Genomic DNA, 17,317 nt, shown 5'->3' on the forward strand with positions numbered 1-17,317 from the left:
CAAGTGGTCGCCAGCCTGGAGCCCAGCCCGGAACCTGGCTGCGAATCGGCATCCAGGCACCACCCAAGCCGGGCTGGAACTGGAGTCGTACATGTCCCACCGTCACCGTCTGCGCCTCGTCGTCCTGCCGGCCCTCGTGGCCGGAGCGATGCTCGTCCCGGTCACCGCGGCCGTGGCCTCGGACGGGAAGCCGACGCCGTCCGCGTCGGAGACCGGGAAGACCACCGCCGAGAAGGAGAAGGAGGACGCCGCGAAGAAGGCCGAGGCGGTCAAGAAGGCCTCGGGCGAAGGGATCTCGAAGGAGGAGGCCGAGAAGAAGGCGGCGGCCGAGAAGGCCGCGGCGGCCAAGGAGGTCCCGCGCGGTGGCGTCGCCGCCGGCGAGGCCCCGGCCACGGACTCCGGGGCGACCACCCTCGCAGGCTCGGCCGCCGGGGCGCTGCTCCTCGCGGGCGCCGGCACCTACGTGGTACGTCGCCGCTCCGCCGCGCGGCGCGAGATCTGACCCGGCGCGACAGTGGCGCCGCCCTTTCACGGGGCGGCGCCCACCCGCGCCGGCCCACGGCGCCCGCCCCGCCCATCCGGCCCGACGGCCCGACGGCCCGACGATCCGACGCCCCGACAGACCCCGACCGCCCTGTTCTGGAGCCCGCTGTGCCCCCTGCCCGCCTCGCTCTCGCCACACCCGCGGTGCTGCTCATCGCGCTGACCGGCTGCTCGTCCACGCCGGACACCGCCACCCCGGTCGCCGCCACCGGCGCGAGCGCCGATGCCGACGCCGGGACCCCATCGCCCCGCGCTCCCAAGGGAGTTGGACGGCCCGCGACTCCCGTCGAGGTCTCCATCCCCTCCATCGGCGTCACGAGTGATCTGATGGAACTCGGCCTCAACCCGGACGGAACCGTCGAGGTACCGCCGCCCGAGAAGGGCATGACCGCCGGCTGGTACACCGGCGGCGCCACGCCCGGCGAAGCCGGTGCGGCCGTCATCATCGGCCACAACGACACCCGGTTCGGCAAGGCCGTCTTCCACGACCTCAAGAAGATCACCAAGGGCGCGGACATCACCGTCGGCGACAGCCGGGGGAAGTCGGCGCGCTTCACCGTCACGGACACCGAGAGCGTCGGCAAGGACTCCTTCCCCACCGACAAGGTGTACGGCCCCACGGCCGACCGCGCCCTGCGACTGATCACCTGCGACGGTGACTTCGACGCGGAGGGCCACCCGGTGAACAACCTCATCGTCTACGCGACGCTGGCCTGACGGCCCGGTGGTCTCCCGGGCGCGTGCCGTGTCCTGCCGCCCGGCCGCCCCGCCGACGGTTAGTTTCGGTCCATGCCTCCGTTCTCGCCCGCCTATCTCCTCCACAAATTGCTGAGCAACGAGCGGTGGCGGCGGCTGCATGTGAAGGCGTCCATGTGGGCGGCCGTGGGCGTCGTTCTGGTGATGCTGATCGGCTCCTGGATCATCGTCCCGTGCGAGGCGTCGGCGCCCCGTGCGACCATCACGTCGTTCCCGCTCGCGCTGTGGTGGTCCATCGAGACCGCGACGACCGTCGGGTACGGGGACCTGTATCCGGTCACGGCGGCCGGGCGCGTCATCGCGGCGATCGTGATGCTCGTCGGGATCGCCGTGTTCAGCATCGTCACCGCCTCCCTCGCCACCTGGTTCGTCGGCACCGCCGCGCGCCGCGCCCGCCAGGCGGCACAGGCGCTGGAACACGCCGAGGCACGGGGGAGGGCCGACGCCGATCTGGAACTGCGGGCGCTGCACGCCCGCTTCGACCGGCTCGAGCACCTGATCACCCGCGACGGCGGCCCTGGCGACCGGTAGGAACGCGCCCCGCGCCGTGGCCCGGGGCGCTCGCGGCGACGGGATCAGTCGAGCGAGAACGGGTCCCTTCCGCCCGGCTCCCGCTGGTCAAGGAAAAGCCCTTCCGGCGGGTCCATGACCGGAAGCGGCCGGGGGTCCTGATGGCCGTCGGCGCAGTTGGCGAACGGCCCCGTGACGGGGTCCAACAGGGCACGCAGGTGCGGGTCGGCGTGGTTGAGCCACCAGCTGGACAGTCCCATGCCGGCGTCCCAGCGGAGCGCCTCCCAGGCGCGCCACACGGAGTCCAGCCGGGACAACGCCTGGGCGTGCCGGTACCACTCCGGGCACCACACCTGCCCGGAAGCGGCGTTGGGACGCTGGACGAAGTAGATGAACCGGTCGGTGACGAACTCGTTGACGTTCCCGTAGAACAGTCCGGCCGCACGCTCGGCGCTCTCCTCGTCCTGCCGGATGTCCTCGGCGGACTCGCCACGCCCCTCGTCATGGAGTGGTGATGTCACGGCGTCATGCTCCTCTGCGTATCTGTACATCGATGGCTTCGGCGTGCCTGCCCGTACGGTCAAGGGCTTTCGCGAGAACCGCGACCGCCCATCTCAGATCGGCCTGCCTGTCCGGGGACCGTTCGACCACGCCCTGGTAGAGCCGGACGGACCGCCGCGCGGGCTCCAGGGCCCGGACGGCCAGACGTCCGTCGTGGCGACCACACAGACTCAGCGTGCCGGCCAGGCGACCGAGAAGGAACGCGGTCCGATCCGGTGGCTCGTCCGTCCGACCGGCCAACGTCCGGCACAGCTCCTCAGCCTCGACCGCGGTGCGCCAGGCAGCAGCTGTCTCCCCTGCCATCGCCCGTCCGTCGGCCAGCCTCAGCAGAGCGCGGCACAGGGGGCGCTCCTGGTCGGCCGGTGCGGTGACCAACAGCCGTCGCCGGACGCTCACTTCGGTCTCCGAGACGCGTACGGCCTCGCGGAAGCGGCTTGTCGCCAGCAACGCACGGCTCAGCTCCGCGGCGGTGCCGGCCAGCCATATCTCTTGCGTCACGTCCTCGGCCGCGAGCTCCAACTGCAGTTGGTAGGCCTCCCGCAGGGCCCGAACCGCCCGCTCGGTCGTTGCCCAGTGTGTGCCGTAACTGGTGCCGAGGTCGTGCAGACAGGAGGCCAGCCCCCGGCGTCCCTCCTCGTTGACACGGGAGTGCCGGCGGTAGTGCGGCAGTGCCTGGCGCAGCAGGATCCGGACCGCGATATGCCGGTCGTGGTTCCAGTACAGACTGGAGCCGTCGTGGAGGCTGCGGGCGTAGTCCTCCGTGTAGAGCTGGCCGTAGTCACTGAGACGGCGCTGGATGTCGAGGGCCTGGTTGAGGGCGGTCAGCGTGTCCGCCGGGCGACCGACGGCGTCGTAGGCGTACGCGAGGCTGAGAGCGGTGGAGCCCTGCCCGTTCAAATCGCTCGCGCTGAGCGGCAGTTCCGCCTGCGCGTAGATCGCGAGAGCTTCCTCGAAGAGCTCCACCGCCGTGTGATGCTCCCCCGCCTCGACGTGGAAGCGGGCAAGGGTGTGCACCGACCTGGCCAGGCTGGGCTGCTCGGTCGCGTACGGACCGCGCGCCAGCTCCCGGCGATGGCCGATGGCCTCCGCGATGGATGCCAGCGCCGCCCGCCGATCTCCGGAGTCGAGCTGATCCCAGGCGAGGTTGTGCCACATCTGGGCCAGCGAGGAGAGGTGAACGCGCGGCAGGTCGCGAGCCTGCGGGCGCAGAAGTTCGATGGCCTCCTCCAGGAGCGCCGTCGACTCGGCGCGCGAGGAGCCGTGGGTGTCGACGGACAGACCCAGCAGGGCGCGCGCGAGGTCGGCGGTATAGGCGTCCGGGTTCTCCCGTGCCAGTCGGCGCGAGGTCTTTGCCGCCTCCTGGCTCGGCGACAGGGTCTCCGCGTGCCGCTGGAAGCGCCAGAGGGCCGTGCTCCGTGCCACCAGCGCGTTGGGCAGCAGGAGCGGTTCCAGATCGGGGCGCCGTTTGGTCAGCTCGCGGGCTCGCCGGACAGCTTCGGCCGTGTGGTCGTCGGACCGGGCGATCTGGTCGAAGGGGACCGCCTCCGGGTCGAGTTGCCAGACCACCCGGGACTGGTTGATCAGCGCCCGCACCAGCCCGCGTTCGCGCCTCTCCTCCTCTTCGTCGCCGTCCTCCTCCGCCGGCGCGCGGAAGAGGTCGAGCGCCCGGTGGCCGGCGTCGTACGCGGCCGGCAGCCGTCCCGTCATACGCAGGGCGTGCGACTGCACCAGCAGCGAGTCGGCCCACTCCGTACGGAGCGTGGCCGCCCCGTCGTCGGCGGCCAGTCGGCCGCGAATCGCCGCCGCCTCGTCGGCCGCCTGCCGGGCGTCGTCCCAGTCGCCGATCGCGAGATGCCGCTCGGCCACGTGGTGCAGGGCCCAGGCGCGGTCCCGGAGCGCCTGCGGCGTGTGGTCCGTCGTGGGACACAGCCGGGCCAGTTCACGGGCGACGTCGAGCGCGTAGTCGCGCAGCACATGGGACTTCTCCGGCAGGGTGTCGGAGTGGGCACGCAGTACGCCTGCGGTCAGCGGCACGTCGTCGGGCACGGACCGCAGCACCTGGCGCAACTGCCCGATGACGGCGTGCGCCCGGTCCGCCCGGTCCTCGTTGGCGTGGGCCACGGCCGACCGCGCCAGCACGGTCAGGATCTGTACGCGCTGATGGTCCGGGGCCCGCGCGAACAGCCTCAACAGGAGTCCGCCGTCGGCGACGACCTGCTCGGAGGCGTGGTACTCCGCCAGCCGGTCCGGCTCCAGTTGACCCCAGTAGCGGTCCTCGGTCGGCGGATACAGGTCGCGCAGCCACGCGGCGATGTCCCCGGTCAGGCTGGGGAGTTCGTCGGGCAGCAGGCGGGCCAGGGTCTCGCGCGCCTCCAACTCGTCGCGCGCGGGGCACAGTACGGCCGCCGCCACCGCCTGCGCGCGCAGACCCTCCCGGCGCTCCCTGCTCCAGCGGGCGGTGTCCGACCAGTACCGCTCCTCGTGCCCCAGGAGCTGGTCCTCCACGGTGATCTCCTCCTCCCGGGGATCCCGTACGTGACGCAGCAGCGTCGCCAGGGCCGCCATCTGCACGGCCAGCGCCGTCTCGGCCCCCGGTGCCCCTCGCGGCCGGCCGGCGGGCAGGGCGTCCGCCACCCGGGCCCAGTCGACGTTCCCGTCGGTCACCTCCGCCAGGCGGCCGGAGAGGTCCCGGGCCGCCGTACGGAACGCGTGTTCCCGTTCGTCGGGGGCGGGGCTGAGCGCGTGCAGTCTGATCTCCCGCACCGCGCCGGTCGCCCGGATCCAGGAGCCGCGCGAGCGGGCGAGCAGCAGCAGCCGGACCGGATGCCTGGCCTCGGCCGTCCGCTCCCGGAGCTCCCTGACCAGCTCGGGCCGGGTCTCCGCGTAATCGACGACCAGGAGCAGCGGGTGCTGGACGGTACGCAGCGCGTCCAGATCGCCGTGCGTCCGACGCACCTGACCGGCCACCCATCCTCTGTCCCGCAGCCGTGCCGCGAGCTGCCGCGCCAGCCGCGTCTTGCCCTGCCCGCCCGGGGCGGTGAGCACGCGGGCGGACGGGAGGCCGTCCGAATCCGCGAGGCACCACGCCTCCAGCTCTTCGAGCGTGTCCTGTCTGCCGTGGAAGGACACCACCTCGGCGTCCGCCCGCAGCAGCATCGTCGCCGATGTCACCTCGCGCTTGGGCGGCGTCGGTTCCAACAAGCGGGCGAACTCGGCGGGTTCGGGTCCCGGGTCGACGCCCGTCGCCTCGCGGACCACCGCGCGGAAGTCCGCACACGCCAGCAGATCCTCGCTACGGGTGTACGCCAGCCGGGTGCCGTGGCGCGGTCGGCGATCCACCCGTGCGACGCCGAGGAGCAGATCCTCGGAGGCCAGGAAGACAGCCGCGCCTGACATCCCCGACCACGGGGTGGTCTTCGCGGCGGTGTCGACCTCCAACAGCCCTGCCTCGTCGAGGATTTCGAAGGACCGTGAGCCACCGTGCGGTCTGACCCGGCCCGCCAGTGACTCGCGGCGGCGCTCCGCCCGCTGCTGCCCGTCCCGCTTGACGCGCTGCTGCCGCGGGAATCCCGTGACGGAGACCGGTACTTCGGTACCGCCCGTCACCAACCGGCCCCAGCGCTGCGGGCGTCGGCCGAAGGCGTCACGTAGCGTCGCTGGTGGTGTCCATGCCCGGTCGGCCGGGATCTCCAGCAGTACGGCGTCCATGGTGTCGCCGTCGTACCGTCGCCACCGCACCACCGCCGCGGCGGAAACGCCTGACTCCGAGAGAGTGATCGTCGCCTCTTCGTGGGGCGGCGGCACCACATGAGAGGCGGTCAGGACAAGCCGTGGCGCGATCAGATAGCCGCTGCCGAAGCCGCTCTCTCCGCAGTGCACCTGGACAACCTGATCCGTCTGCACCATCCGCCCCCGCTCAGCCGGCCCTGCCCCTGCGTCACGCGCCACACAGTGTAGGCGCCGGTGCGCGCGCGGGGGCTGCGTAAGTGAGGGCGAGGTCTCGCGCGACGGCCGGACCGCCGGTGCGGGTGCAACCGTTCGGCGCCAAGAGGTGTCTTGGAGATCGAGGAGTTGTTCTCCCGGAGTCCACTGTCCGTTTGCCCGCGTTCCGTTCTGCAGAGGTTCGTTCCATGCCGATCCCCCCACGCAACCGCCGCACCTCCCGTACCGCCGTCGCCGCGCTGAGCGCCGCCGGTCTGGTCGCGATGTGCGCCGCCGCGCCCACCGCCTTCGCCGACGAGGCCGCCCCGGAACTGGTCCTGGGAGACGTCGCCCCGGTCGAGGGTGTGAAGCCGGGCACCAGCTTCGACCCGTCGCTCGTCGTGGCGAACAAGGGCACGAAGGCCGTCGACAAGGTCTGGGTCTCCTACTCGGTCACGCGAGGTCTCGACTACGCGGAGATCCCGTCCAACTGCGAGGCGCACCAGGTCCCGTCCTACGACGAGATGACCGAGAAGTCGAACGTGGTGTGCGCGTTCGAGCAGGCTTTGGAGCCCGGCGTCCTGTACGAGCCGAAGAAGCCCCTCGCGATCAAGGCACTGGACCGGGCGCTCAACGACGACCTGCGGATGACCGTGCGGGACTACTACCCGGACCTGGACGAAGCCGCCACGACGCCGGTCGCCGGAACCGCCCCGGCGGTCGAACTGGTCGAGCGCGCGGCCGGCGGCGACGCCACCAAGGACTTCGTCGACGTACCCGTCACCACCGTCAACAAGGCCGACTACGAGGTCACGGGAGCCGACCTGAAGGGCGCGGTCGGCGACACGGTGACGCTGAAGGCGAAGTTCAGGAACGCCGGGCCTGCCTGGGTGCTGACCAGGGAGGGGGACCCCCTCGTCGAGGTCCTGATCACGCCCCCCGCCGGGACGTCGGTCGTCAAGCCCGACGGGTTCTGCGAGGCCAAGGGCAAGGCGCTGTCCTGCGGAACGAGCCAGAGGTGGGTCGACGAGGGCGGCGGCGAGACGTACACGATCAAGCTGAAGATCGACAAGGAGCTGGCGGGTGCCAAGGGCTCGGTGGCACTGAGCACCGAGGACCGCCCGTTCGACCCCGACAAGACCAACGACAAGGCGGAGATCAGCCTCGACGTGACGGGCGGGGGTTCGACCGGCTCGCCGGGCTCGACCGACTCGACCGGCGGCTCCTCCTCAACCGGGAGCTCCTCCTCGTCCGGCGGCAACGACCCGACCACGAACAACGCCCACCTGGCCGAGACGGGCTCCTCCTCCCCGGCGCTGCCGCTCGCACTCGGTGCGGTGGCCGCGGTGGCCGTGGGCGCGGGCAGCCTCTTCGCGGTACGCCGCCGGCGGGCGCAGCACACGGGCTGATCCGTCAACGCATCTCCGCACCACTCGCGGCCGGCGTTCGAGAGGACCGAATGCCGGCCGCGACCCGTGAAATCCGGATGACCTGGAGCGTCGCCGCTTCCTACGCTCTCTCCTCATGGACGAGGGCGAGCACCTGCTGAACGTGGTCGATGTCGAGGCGACATGCTGGGAGGGCCGGCCGCCGCCCGGCCAGGTGAGCGAGATCATCGAGATCGGGCTCACCGTGGTCGACCTGCGCGCGCGCGAACGCCTCGCCAGGCACCGGCTGTTGGTACGACCCGCCCGCTCGGAGGTGAGCCCCTTCTGCACGGAGCTGACCGGGCTGACCCGGGCCGAGGTGGACGGCGGCCTGTCGTACGCCGAGGCCTGCCGGACCCTGGCCGCCCAGCACCGAACGGGACTGCTGCCCTGGGCCAGTTGGGGCGACTACGACCGTAATCAGTTCACCCGCCAGTGCCGGCGGACGGGCACCGAGTACCCGTTCGGCAGCCGCCACACCAACGCGAAGGTCGCCTTCACCGCCTCCTACGGCCTGCGGCGACGGCCCGGCATGGCCCAGGCCCTGACGAGCGCCGGCCTTCCGCTGGAGGGCCGCCACCACCGGGGCGACGACGACGCGTGGAACATCGCCGCGCTGATCCTGAACCTGGCGAAGCGCGGCGACTGGCCCACCGACCGGACCGAGACTGGAAGCCGGGGCCCGACAGGGTGAACGACACCGTGTACGTGGGCAACGCGGGCAAGGACGCGACGCTGGACCGGGGATGGCTCCTCGGCCACTTCAAGGACGCCGGCGATCCGCGCCACAGTGACGCCGTCGAGATCAAGTGGGGCGTCCATCCACCTGGCGACGAGCGGGCGAGCTGGGTGAGAGGTGAGGTGCGCACAGCTCTCCTGGTTCTCATCAGCGGCCGCTTCCGCGTCGAACTCCCGGACCGCAGCGTGCTTCTGGAGCGACAGGGTGATTACGTGGTGTGGGGCCGCGGCACCGACCACTCGTGGTTCGCGGAGGAGGAGTCGGTGGTGCTGACCGTCCGGTGGCCGTCCGTGCCGGGCGGTACACCTGGCCGGTGATCGGTCCGGCTGCCAATGACCCGTCCGCGGCCCCTGCCCTCCACCGTCCTCAACCGTGCACGACTGGCTGCCCGGAGAGCGCCACTCCCGCCTCCCGCATCTCGGCCAGGGCGTGGGTGGTGGTGTCCGGGGCGACCCCCGCCGTGTAGTCGAGCAGAACCCGCGCGGTGAAGCCCGCCGCGACGGCGTCCAGCGCGGTGGCCTTCACACAGTGGTCGGTCGCGATCCCGACGACGTCGACCTCGGTGATGTGCTCGGCGCGGAGCCAGTCGGCCAGCGGCGTACCGCCCTCCGTCGCACCTTGGAAACCGCTCTTCGAAGCGGAGTGCGCGCCCTTGAAGAAGACCTCGTCCACCGCGTCCGAGGCGGCGGTCGCGGCGAAGCCGGGGTGGAAGTCGCTTCCCTCGCTGCCGGCCACGCAGTGGACGGGGAAGGAGTTCTCGTAGTCGGGCCGGTCGGAGAAGTGGTCGCCCGGATCGTAGTGGTGGTCCCGCGTCGCGACGATCCGCGCGTACTCGCCGCCCGCCGAGCCCCGAACGAGCTCGGCGATGGCGGCGGCCCGGTCCGCACCGCCCTTCACCGGAACGCTGCCACCTTCACAGAAGTCCTTCTGCACATCGACCACGATCAGCGCACGACTCATCAGGCACCTCTTTCTCGGGAATCCTCGGTCCGCACCTGATCGGTGACCCCTTCACGGTCCTGTCATGCGCGGCGGACCGACCGCACACCCGTCCGGGCCAGCCGGTCCGCGTGTGGGCGGTGCGGGTCACGTCCTCCCCGAGAGCAGACGGCACGCCAGCGCCCGCTCGCCGCCTGGCTCGACCGGTAGAGGACCGCCTCCGGGACCCGCGTCACCGCCTCCGTAAGGAGAGCGTCCTCGAAGAGCGCGCCCACGCCGTCGTCCACCGCCCACCCGGCGGGCAGCATGCCGGTCCCCACGGCCTTCCGGTACGAGGGGCGACGGCCCGGTTCACTGTCGTAGTGCGGGCACACCGACCCCGCCAACAGGCCCAGCCCGTCCGGCAGGAACGTCAGCGGCCCGAAGGAGTCGGTGTGGGACCCCTCGCCCCAGCAGTTCGCACCGGCGCTGATCCCGCACATGAGCGTCCCCCCGTCGTACGCCTCGCGCGGCAGCCGGTCCAAGCCGTGCGCGCGCCAGACAGCGAGCAGGTTCGCGGTGTTGCCGCCGCCGACGTACACGACGCCTCCGCCGATGAGGACGAGACGACGGGTGGGTCTGGCGGCCACGGGAATGCCTCCTCGTTCGGGTCTGCCGAACGATGCCGGGCCTCGTCCGCGCCCGCAATCGAACAGGGCGCCGGGACGGCGCTCACCTGCTCGTTGTCAGTGGTGGCTGGGATGCTGCCCTGATGGACGAACTGATGCGGCGTCGGGTGTACGGCGCCGACCATGACGACCCCGATCCGGGGCCCCGACCTGGCCGCGCCTACCGGGAGCTGTGCGCCGGGCCGTTGGACGGGCTGCTCCTGGACGTGACCGGGTGGACGGACGAGGAGCTGGGTACCGGCGCGATGCTCGTCACCGAGATAGGGGCGTACGGGCCGGGCGGACGGGCCGGGTACGGGCCGCGCGCAGGTGATCCGGGGCGCTGGGACTGGCAGGGCGACAGCCCGTGACGGCGCGGGTCAGCGGCGGGGCAGCGCGCCCAGAAGGGTCGCGGTGAGGGCCAGCTTCAGGGAGTCCTCCAGCTCCAAGTGGAAGCGGGCCAGGTCGGGCTCGGCCTCGTAGGCCGCCCGGAGGCTGGGTGGGGGAGTGCTGTACGCCGACAGCGCGCCGGCCATGACCATCGTCTGCAGGCTGAACAGCGTCGCGTTCTCGCCCAGTTCCGGCAGGTACCTCTGGATCACCGCGGTCAAGGTTGTCAGGCGCTCCAGCGAGGCGCGCTTGTAGCGCGTCACGACCTCGACGGAGACGTTGTGCTCCAGGACGCTGCCCTGCGCGCCGAAAAGGTCGCACAGCACTACGCGCCCGGAGAGTGAGCGGCTGAGGATCTCTGCCACCCCTGCCGCTCGCTCGGCCATGGGCAGATCTTCGTCGACACCGGCGGCCAACTCGCCCGCCAGTTCCGTCAGCCACTCCTGCAAGAAGTGGTCCAGCAGCTCAAGCAGTACCGCCTCGCGAGACTCGAAGTAGCGCAGCACGTTCGGCTTCGCCAGCCCCACGCGCCGGCTGAGCTCGTTCAGGGTGACCGCGGCGACAGGCATCTCGTCGAGCATCGCCGACGCCGTTTCGAGGATCGCCCGTCGGCGGATCTCGCGCTGCTCCTCGGTTCGCGCCCGCTGGAAAGTCACGATCACCAGCCTAACTTAGGTACCTGCGGTACGTTGACAACGTACTGGAGGTACTTTAACGTCGTCGACACAAGATACTTTCGGTGCGTTACTTGGTTGGGAGCCTGACATGGGCGAGAAGTGGACGGCGACGAACATTCCGGACCAGCGCGGCCGGGTGGCCGTGGTGACCGGGGCCAACACCGGACTCGGGTACGAGACCGCCAAGGCACTCGCCGCGCGCGGGGCGTCCGTGGTGCTCGCCGTGCGCAACGTCGAGAAGGGCGAGCAGGCAGCGGCCCGCATGAGCGGCGACGTGACCGTGCGGGCGCTGGACCTGACCTCGCTCGACTCCGTACGGACCGGGGCCGCCGCGCTGCGGTCCCGGCTCGACCGGATCGACCTGCTGATCAACAACGCCGGCGTGATGTACACCCCGAAGCAGACCACCCGGGACGGCTTCGAGATGCAGTTCGGCACCAACCACCTCGGCCACTTCGCGCTCACCGGACTGCTGCTGGACCTGATGCTGCCGGTGCCCGGCTCGCGCGTGGTGACGGTCAGCAGCACCGGCCACCGCATCCGGGCCGCGATCCACTTCGACGACCTGCAGTGGGAGCGGTCGTACAGCCGGACCGCCGCCTACGGTCAGTCCAAGCTGGCCAACCTGATGTTCACGTACGAGCTGCAACGCCGGCTCGCCACGCACGGCACCACCGTCGCGTTGGCCGCGCACCCCGGCCTGTCCAGCACCGAACTCGCCCGTAACACCCCCGCGGCCGTCCGGCTTCCGCTCACCTGGCTCGCGCCGCTGATCACCCAGTCGCCGGCGATGGGCGCGCTGCCGACCCTCCGCGCCGCCACCGACCCGGGAGCACTCGGCGGCCAGTACTACGGCCCCGGCGGCCGCAACGAGATCATGGGCCACCCCCGGCTGGTCACCTCCAGCCCGGATTCGTACGAGGTGGCCGTCCAGCAGCGGCTGTGGGCGGTCTCCGAAGACCTCACCGGGGTGAAGTTCCCCGTCGCCCGGTCCGAGCGGAACGCGTCGCTGTAGCGTCGCACTCCGCCGCGGGGGCGGTCATCGACTCGTCGCGGTGGGGGGTGCCGTGGGCCTGTTCGTGCTCCGGCGCCACGCTCAACTGACACACGGTCGGAGTGCCCTGCATGAGTCCGGCCGTGCACTGCCCCTCAGTGGCCGTGCCCGTCGATCTCCTCCGTCTCACCGGGCTCTGCGGAGGGCTTCGCTCCGGTGGTGGCGTCGGCCCCACCCGCCGGGACGTCGACGGTGAAGGCGGCCGTACGGACCTCACCCTCGTGCTGGAAGTCGAGGAAGAGCCGATAGGCGCCCGAGCTGGGTGCGGTGGCGGTGAAGGAGACCTCCGGGCCCGGCTCGGTGACGCCGTCGTCCGGTTCGCCGTTCGGGTGGACGTGCAGATAGGCGAGGTCACCGGCGCGGAGGGCCACGAGGTGGCCGTACGCCCCGAGGTAGGGCTGGAGGTTGGTGACGGGCTTGCCGTCCTTGGTGACGGTCAGCTTCAGTTCGTTCGCCTTGCCGGGGGCCAGGGCGCCGTCCAGGGTGACCCGGTAGCCGTCGACCTCGGCGGTGGCGCGGGCGGGCGGGAGCGCGGCGGGCTCGGCCTTGCCGGAGACGGCCAGGTCGGCGCCGAGCGTCACCCCTGTCGAGCCCTTCTTCGCGGGCTTGAAGTCGGCGAAGGCCCGGTATCCGCCCGCCGCGGGCAGCTCGGCCCGTACGCTCCAGGTGCCGTCGGCGGCGCGGGTCGGGTGGAGGTGCCGATAGACCGTCAGGTCGCGTGAGGCGACGATGAAGTGCAGCTCCTTGCCGTGCTCACGCTGGTACGCGGTGACCTTGCGCCCGCTCTCGTCCTTGACGGAGAAACTCAGGACGCTCGACGTCCCCGCCGCGACGCGCGGCGTGTCGAGGGCGAGCGTGTACCCGCCCTCCGAGATCTGCAGACCGCCGGCCGGCGCGGACTCATGGCCGCCCGCTGTCTTGCCGCCGGCCCCCTCACCCGCCTCGGCGTGCTCGTCGTGAGCGGTCGGCGGCTTCTTGGCGACGACGGGGTCGATGCTCGTGCCGACGCCGTACGCGGTCCCGAAGGTGGCGGCGATCGCGGCGGCGAAGGCGGTGATCTTGAGTCCCGTGTTCATGGGGGTCTCCTTCGTGAAGGGGCCACTCCGCAGGGCGGCCGAACACCTCCAACATACCCTCTGGGGGTATGTAGTCAAGTCAGATGCTCTCTTGGCTTGGATACCCGGAGGGGGTGTATGTCGGGGGTGGTGAAGTCGGGTCCGCGCGGGCCGGGCGGCCGATGGCGCGACCGCTGCGGTCGCTGCCGGTGACGGCCGTGCCGGACGCCGACCCGCCCGAATTCAGGTCTCCACCACCACGGCCGCGCCGTCTGCTCGGTGAACGCCTCGGTTGCCGCGTTTCGGAAGTCGTCGGCCAGGTCCGCGGGGCGTCCCGGGTGGCAGGTGACGGCCGCACCGATGTGTTCCTGACTTCCGCCCCGCCCCGCCTGCCCTGCGCCGTTCATCTCGGAAGCCCTTCGCTGGCCATCGCATACCCCTGGGGGGTATGTTGTCTTTCGAGTTGGCAATACCCCACTCCCGTATAGGAGACCGTCATGCCATCACCCACCGCCCCAGCCGATCCACGCCGCTGGACGGCGCTCGCGCTCATCGCCCTCGCGCAGTTCATAGTGATCATGGACACCTCGATCATCGGGGTCGCCCTCCCCAAGATGCAGACCGACCTGGGCTTCTCGCAGGAGAACCTGTCCTGGGTCTTCAACGCGTACGTCGTCGCCTTCGGCGGACTGCTGCTCCTCGGCGGGCGCCTCTCCGACCTCTTCGGCGCCAAGCGGCTCTTCGCCGCCGGCTGGCTCGTCCTCGCCGCCGGTTCGCTCGCCGCAGGCCTGGCGAGCGAGGTCTGGGTCGAACTGACCGGCCGGGCCCTCCAGGGCGTCGGCGCGGCGCTGATCGCACCGTCCGCCCTGACCCTGCTGATGATGCTCTTCGGCGGCAACCCGAAGGAGCTGACCAAGGCACTCGCCCTGTACGGCGCCGCCGCCCCGGCGGGCGGTACGGCCGGCGTGTTCCTCGGCGGCGTCATCACCGAGTACGCGAGCTGGCCCTGGGTCTTCTACATCAACATCCCCATCGCGGTGATCGTCCTGTCCCTCGCCCCGCGCGTCATGCCCGCCGCCCCCGCACGCCGCGGCTCGATCGACCTCGCGGGAGCCGTCACCGTCACAGCCGGTCTCGCCGTCGCGGTCTACGCCATCGTCCGTGCCCCGGAGACCGGTTGGGCCTCGGCCGGGACCTGGCTGGTGCCGGCCGCCGGTGTGGCGCTGATCGCCGCGTTCGTCGCGATCCAGGCCAAGCGGCGCGAGCCGCTGATGCGGCTCGCCATCTGGCGCGCCCCCAACCTCGCCGGCGCCAACATCGCCCAACTCCTCATGGCCGGCGCCTGGATCCCCATGTGGTTCTTCCTCAACCTCTACCTCCAGCAGGTCCTGGGGCTGGGCGCGTTCGCCTCCGGATCCGCGCTGCTCCCCATGACCGTCGCCATCATGATCATGATGATCGTGCTGGCGCCCCGGATGATCGCCCGCTTCGGTCCCAAGCCGCTGATCGTCACCGGTCTGTTCGCCCTCGCGGCCGGCATGGTCTGGCTCTCCTTCGCCCGCCCCGACGGCAACTTCTGGGTCGACGTCCTGCCCGCCTCGCTGCTCGCCGCCGCCGGTATGGCGCTGGCGTTCATCCCGTCCCTCGGCACCGCGCTCTCCAGTGCGCGCCCCGAGGAGGGCGGACTCGCCTCCGGCATGGTCAACACCAGTTACCAGGTGGGCTCGGCCCTCGGCCTGGCCGCGATGACCGCCGTCGCCTCCGCGTACGGAGCGAAGGAACTCGGCAACCCCGTCGCCCTGACCGACGGATTCTCGGCCGCTTTCGTGGGCGCCGCCGCCATCGCGGCGGCCGGTGCGGTCATCGCCTGGCTCACGCTCCGTACCAGCCCCGCCCCGGCACCCGCCACGCCGGACGAGGCACCGTCCGACCGCGGTCGCGACAACTCCCGTACCGCCGAAGCACGCTGACACCCACCCGTACCCACCGGCGCCGCCCGACACGGACCGCGAGTCCCCGTCCGGCGGCGCCCGCATGCCCACACGGCCACCAGACGCCGGCTCACACGGTGACGTCGGCGCCGGCGCGCTTCCAGGCGGACTCGCGCAGCAGGCGCAGGCCGTTGAGGCCCACGACGACGGTGGAGCCTTCGTGGCCGAGGACACCCAGCGGGAGTGGCAGGTGGCCCACGAGATCCCAGACCACCAGTCCGGTGATGAACACCGAGGCGATGACCAGGTTCTGTACGACGAGGGCGCGGGCGCGGCGGGAGAGCGCGACGACCGTGGGTACGGTGGCGAGTTCGTCGCGGACGATCACCGCGTCGGCGGTCTCCAGCGCGAGGTCCGACCCGGCGCGGCCCATCGCGATACCGACGTGGGCGGCGGCCAGCGCGGGGGCGTCGTTGACTCCGTCACCGACCACCAGGACCCTGACGCCGGCCTTCTCCCATTCCTGGACGGCGGCGACCTTGTCCTCGGGCAGCAGCCCCGCGCGTACGTCGGTGATACCGACCTCGGCGGCCAGGCGCGCGGCGGCGCGCGGGTTGTCCCCGGTGAGCAGAGTCGGAGCCGTACCGGTGAGCTTCGTCAGAGCGGCGACGGTGGCGGCGGCGTCCGGGCGCGGCCGGTCCGCGATGCCCAGCACACCGGCGGCCACGCCGTTCACCTGAACCAGCACGGCGGTACGGCCACCGGCCTCCAGCTCACTCGCGAGCGCGGCGGCCGGCGACGTCTCCTGATGGCCGGTCAGCAGCCGGGACGGCGCGCCCACCGCGACCACGTCGCCGCCGACGGTGGCCGTGACGCCGACGCCGGGGGAGGAGCGGAAGTCCACGGCCGGGAGCAGCGCGAGGCCGCGGGCACGGGCGGCGTCCACCACGGCGCGGGCCAGCGGGTGCTCACTGGGGTGCTCGGCCGCCGCGGCGAGCGCGAGCAGTCCGTCCTCGTCCAGCAGCGCGCCGTCCAGCGGCCGGATGTCGGTGACGCGCGGGGTGCCCTCGGTGAGCGTTCCGGTCTTGTCCAGCGCGACCACGTCCACCTGGCCGAGCCGTTCCATGACCACGGCGGACTTCACCAGCACACCGTGCCGGCCCGCGTTGGCGATCGTCGAGAGGAGCGGCGGCATGGTAGCCAGCACCACGGCGCACGGAGAGGCGACGATCATGAAGGTCATGGCCCGCAGGAGCGAGCCGGTCAGTTCGGCGCCGAAGGCGAGGGGGACGAGGAACACGGCGAGGGTGGCGACGACCATGCCGATCGAGTACCGCTGCTCGACCTTCTCGATGAACAGCTGCGTGGGGGCCTTCGTTTCCGAGGCATCCTCCACCATCTTCACGATGCGGGCGATCACGGAGTCCGAGGCGTCCCGCCCGACCTCCACCCGCAGCGTGCCGGTGCCGTTCAGCGTGCCGGCGAAGACCTCGTCACCGCTCTCCTTGGCCACCGGAAGCGGCTCGCCGGTGATGGTGGCCTGGTCGACCTCGCTCGCCCCGGCCCGTACCCGGCCGTCGGCCCCGATCCGCTCGCCGGGCCGAATCACGATGGTGTCCCCGACGGCCAGTTGCCCGGCCGCCACATTCTCCTCGGTGCCGTCGGCGAGCAGCCGGGTGGCGGTGCCGGGAGCGAGATCGAGGAGCCCGCGCACCGAGTCGGCGGTGCGCGCGGTCGCGATCGCCTCCAGTGCGCCGGACGTGGCGAAGATGACGATCAGCAGCGCCCCGTCGAGCACCTGCCCGATGGCGGCGGCGCCGAGCGCGGCGACCACCATCAGCAGATCCACGTCCAGGGTCTTGTTCCTGAGGGCCTTCAGGCCCTCCCGGCCCGGCTCCCAGCCCCCGGCGACGTACGTGGCGGCGAACAGCGGTCCCCAAGTCCACGCCGGGGCTCCGAGCAGGTCGAGGGGGAGGGCGATCAGGAACAGCACCAGGGCGGCCGACGCCCAGCGGGCCTCGGGCAGCGCCAGGACACGGGTACGCCGCCGGCGGGTTTCGGCTGCGGCGGGAGGCGGCGATACGGGCTTGGTCAGGGTGGAGGCCATGACAGAGGGAGTCCTTCATGGGAGGAGGTCGTCAACCCACACCGTACAGGAACGCTTGAA

Annotated in this window: 16 protein-coding genes; 9 read left to right on the forward strand and 7 right to left on the reverse strand. The window is 71.8% G+C overall.

Translation table 11 applies throughout. The features are described from left to right. The first annotated feature begins 91 nt into the window (after window positions 1-91). The 3 genes from BHU15_RS26475 (at window position 92) to BHU15_RS26485 (ending at window position 1,830) form a co-directional block, all read left to right on the forward strand. Window positions 92-502, forward strand: coding sequence for an LPXTG cell wall anchor domain-containing protein (locus BHU15_RS26475; protein WP_069629478.1), 411 nt, complete (start codon window positions 92-94; stop codon window positions 500-502). Between the two features lie 149 nt (window positions 503-651). Further along, window positions 652-1,260, forward strand: coding sequence for a class F sortase (locus tag BHU15_RS26480; RefSeq protein WP_247748493.1), 609 nt, complete (start codon window positions 652-654; stop codon window positions 1,258-1,260). 72 nt (window positions 1,261-1,332) lie between these two features. Further along, window positions 1,333-1,830 carry a potassium channel family protein gene (locus BHU15_RS26485; protein WP_069629479.1) on the forward strand — a complete coding sequence of 166 codons (498 nt, stop codon included), beginning with the start codon at window positions 1,333-1,335 and terminating at the stop codon, window positions 1,828-1,830. A 44-nt stretch (window positions 1,831-1,874) separates the two neighbouring features. On the opposite strand, the gene BHU15_RS26490 is transcribed toward BHU15_RS26485, so the two are convergent. Both BHU15_RS26490 and BHU15_RS26495 read right to left on the reverse strand, forming a co-directional pair. Continuing rightward, window positions 1,875-2,330, reverse strand: coding sequence for a DUF4913 domain-containing protein (locus BHU15_RS26490; protein ID WP_079128387.1), 456 nt, complete (start codon window positions 2,328-2,330; stop codon window positions 1,875-1,877). A gap of 4 nt (window positions 2,331-2,334) precedes the next feature. Beyond that, the gene (locus BHU15_RS26495) at window positions 2,335-6,276 is read right to left on the reverse strand and encodes a trypsin-like peptidase domain-containing protein (protein WP_069629480.1); all 3,942 of its coding nucleotides are present in this window, start codon (window positions 6,274-6,276) and stop codon (window positions 2,335-2,337) included. A 224-nt stretch (window positions 6,277-6,500) separates the two neighbouring features. Here BHU15_RS26495 and BHU15_RS26500 point away from each other — a divergent pair, with 224 nt between their 5' ends. The 3 genes from BHU15_RS26500 (at window position 6,501) to BHU15_RS26510 (ending at window position 8,774) form a co-directional block, all read left to right on the forward strand. Then, window positions 6,501-7,700 carry an LPXTG cell wall anchor domain-containing protein gene (locus tag BHU15_RS26500; protein WP_069629481.1) on the forward strand — a complete coding sequence of 400 codons (1,200 nt, stop codon included), beginning with the start codon at window positions 6,501-6,503 and terminating at the stop codon, window positions 7,698-7,700. A gap of 115 nt (window positions 7,701-7,815) precedes the next feature. Further along, complete coding sequence (locus tag BHU15_RS26505; RefSeq protein WP_069629482.1) at window positions 7,816-8,412, forward strand: 3'-5' exonuclease; 597 nt, start codon at window positions 7,816-7,818, stop codon at window positions 8,410-8,412. Continuing rightward, on the forward strand, window positions 8,409-8,774 hold the full coding sequence (locus BHU15_RS26510; protein WP_069629483.1) for a cupin domain-containing protein: 366 nt from the start codon (window positions 8,409-8,411) through the stop codon (window positions 8,772-8,774). The genes BHU15_RS26505 and BHU15_RS26510 overlap by 4 nt, the downstream gene beginning before the upstream one ends. A 49-nt stretch (window positions 8,775-8,823) precedes the next feature. Here BHU15_RS26510 and BHU15_RS26515 read toward each other — a convergent pair whose 3' ends face one another. Further along, complete coding sequence (locus BHU15_RS26515) at window positions 8,824-9,417, reverse strand: isochorismatase family protein (RefSeq protein ID WP_069629484.1); 594 nt, start codon at window positions 9,415-9,417, stop codon at window positions 8,824-8,826. Window positions 9,418-9,479: 62 nt separating this feature from the next. Then, complete coding sequence (locus BHU15_RS26520) at window positions 9,480-10,025, reverse strand: Type 1 glutamine amidotransferase-like domain-containing protein (RefSeq protein WP_438284985.1); 546 nt, start codon at window positions 10,023-10,025, stop codon at window positions 9,480-9,482. 122 nt (window positions 10,026-10,147) lie between these two features. On the opposite strand from BHU15_RS26520, the gene BHU15_RS26525 reads away from it, so the two are divergent. Further along, the gene (locus tag BHU15_RS26525) at window positions 10,148-10,414 is read left to right on the forward strand and encodes a hypothetical protein (RefSeq protein WP_069629485.1); all 267 of its coding nucleotides are present in this window, start codon (window positions 10,148-10,150) and stop codon (window positions 10,412-10,414) included. Between the two features lie 9 nt (window positions 10,415-10,423). Here the strand turns inward: BHU15_RS26525 and BHU15_RS26530 are convergent, their stop codons facing one another. Then, the gene (locus BHU15_RS26530) at window positions 10,424-11,089 is read right to left on the reverse strand and encodes a TetR/AcrR family transcriptional regulator (protein ID WP_069629515.1); all 666 of its coding nucleotides are present in this window, start codon (window positions 11,087-11,089) and stop codon (window positions 10,424-10,426) included. A gap of 109 nt (window positions 11,090-11,198) precedes the next feature. On the opposite strand from BHU15_RS26530, the gene BHU15_RS26535 reads away from it, so the two are divergent. Beyond that, window positions 11,199-12,125, forward strand: coding sequence for an SDR family NAD(P)-dependent oxidoreductase (locus BHU15_RS26535; protein ID WP_069629486.1), 927 nt, complete (start codon window positions 11,199-11,201; stop codon window positions 12,123-12,125). 134 nt (window positions 12,126-12,259) lie between these two features. Here the strand turns inward: BHU15_RS26535 and BHU15_RS26540 are convergent, their stop codons facing one another. Then, the gene (locus tag BHU15_RS26540; protein ID WP_069629487.1) at window positions 12,260-13,240 is read right to left on the reverse strand and encodes a DUF8832 domain-containing protein; all 981 of its coding nucleotides are present in this window, start codon (window positions 13,238-13,240) and stop codon (window positions 12,260-12,262) included. A 476-nt stretch (window positions 13,241-13,716) separates the two neighbouring features. Between BHU15_RS26540 and BHU15_RS26545 the strand changes: the two genes are divergently transcribed. After that, window positions 13,717-15,189, forward strand: a complete 1,473-nt coding sequence (locus BHU15_RS26545) for an MFS transporter (protein ID WP_069629488.1) — start codon at window positions 13,717-13,719, stop codon at window positions 15,187-15,189. A gap of 91 nt (window positions 15,190-15,280) precedes the next feature. On the opposite strand, the gene BHU15_RS26550 is transcribed toward BHU15_RS26545, so the two are convergent. Then, window positions 15,281-17,257 carry a heavy metal translocating P-type ATPase gene (locus tag BHU15_RS26550; RefSeq protein WP_069629489.1) on the reverse strand — a complete coding sequence of 659 codons (1,977 nt, stop codon included), beginning with the start codon at window positions 17,255-17,257 and terminating at the stop codon, window positions 15,281-15,283. Between the last annotated feature and the right edge of the window lie 60 nt (window positions 17,258-17,317).

It is taken from the genome of Streptomyces niveus (assembly GCF_001723055.1).
Lineage (GTDB): Bacteria > Actinomycetota > Actinomycetes > Streptomycetales > Streptomycetaceae > Streptomyces > Streptomyces niveus.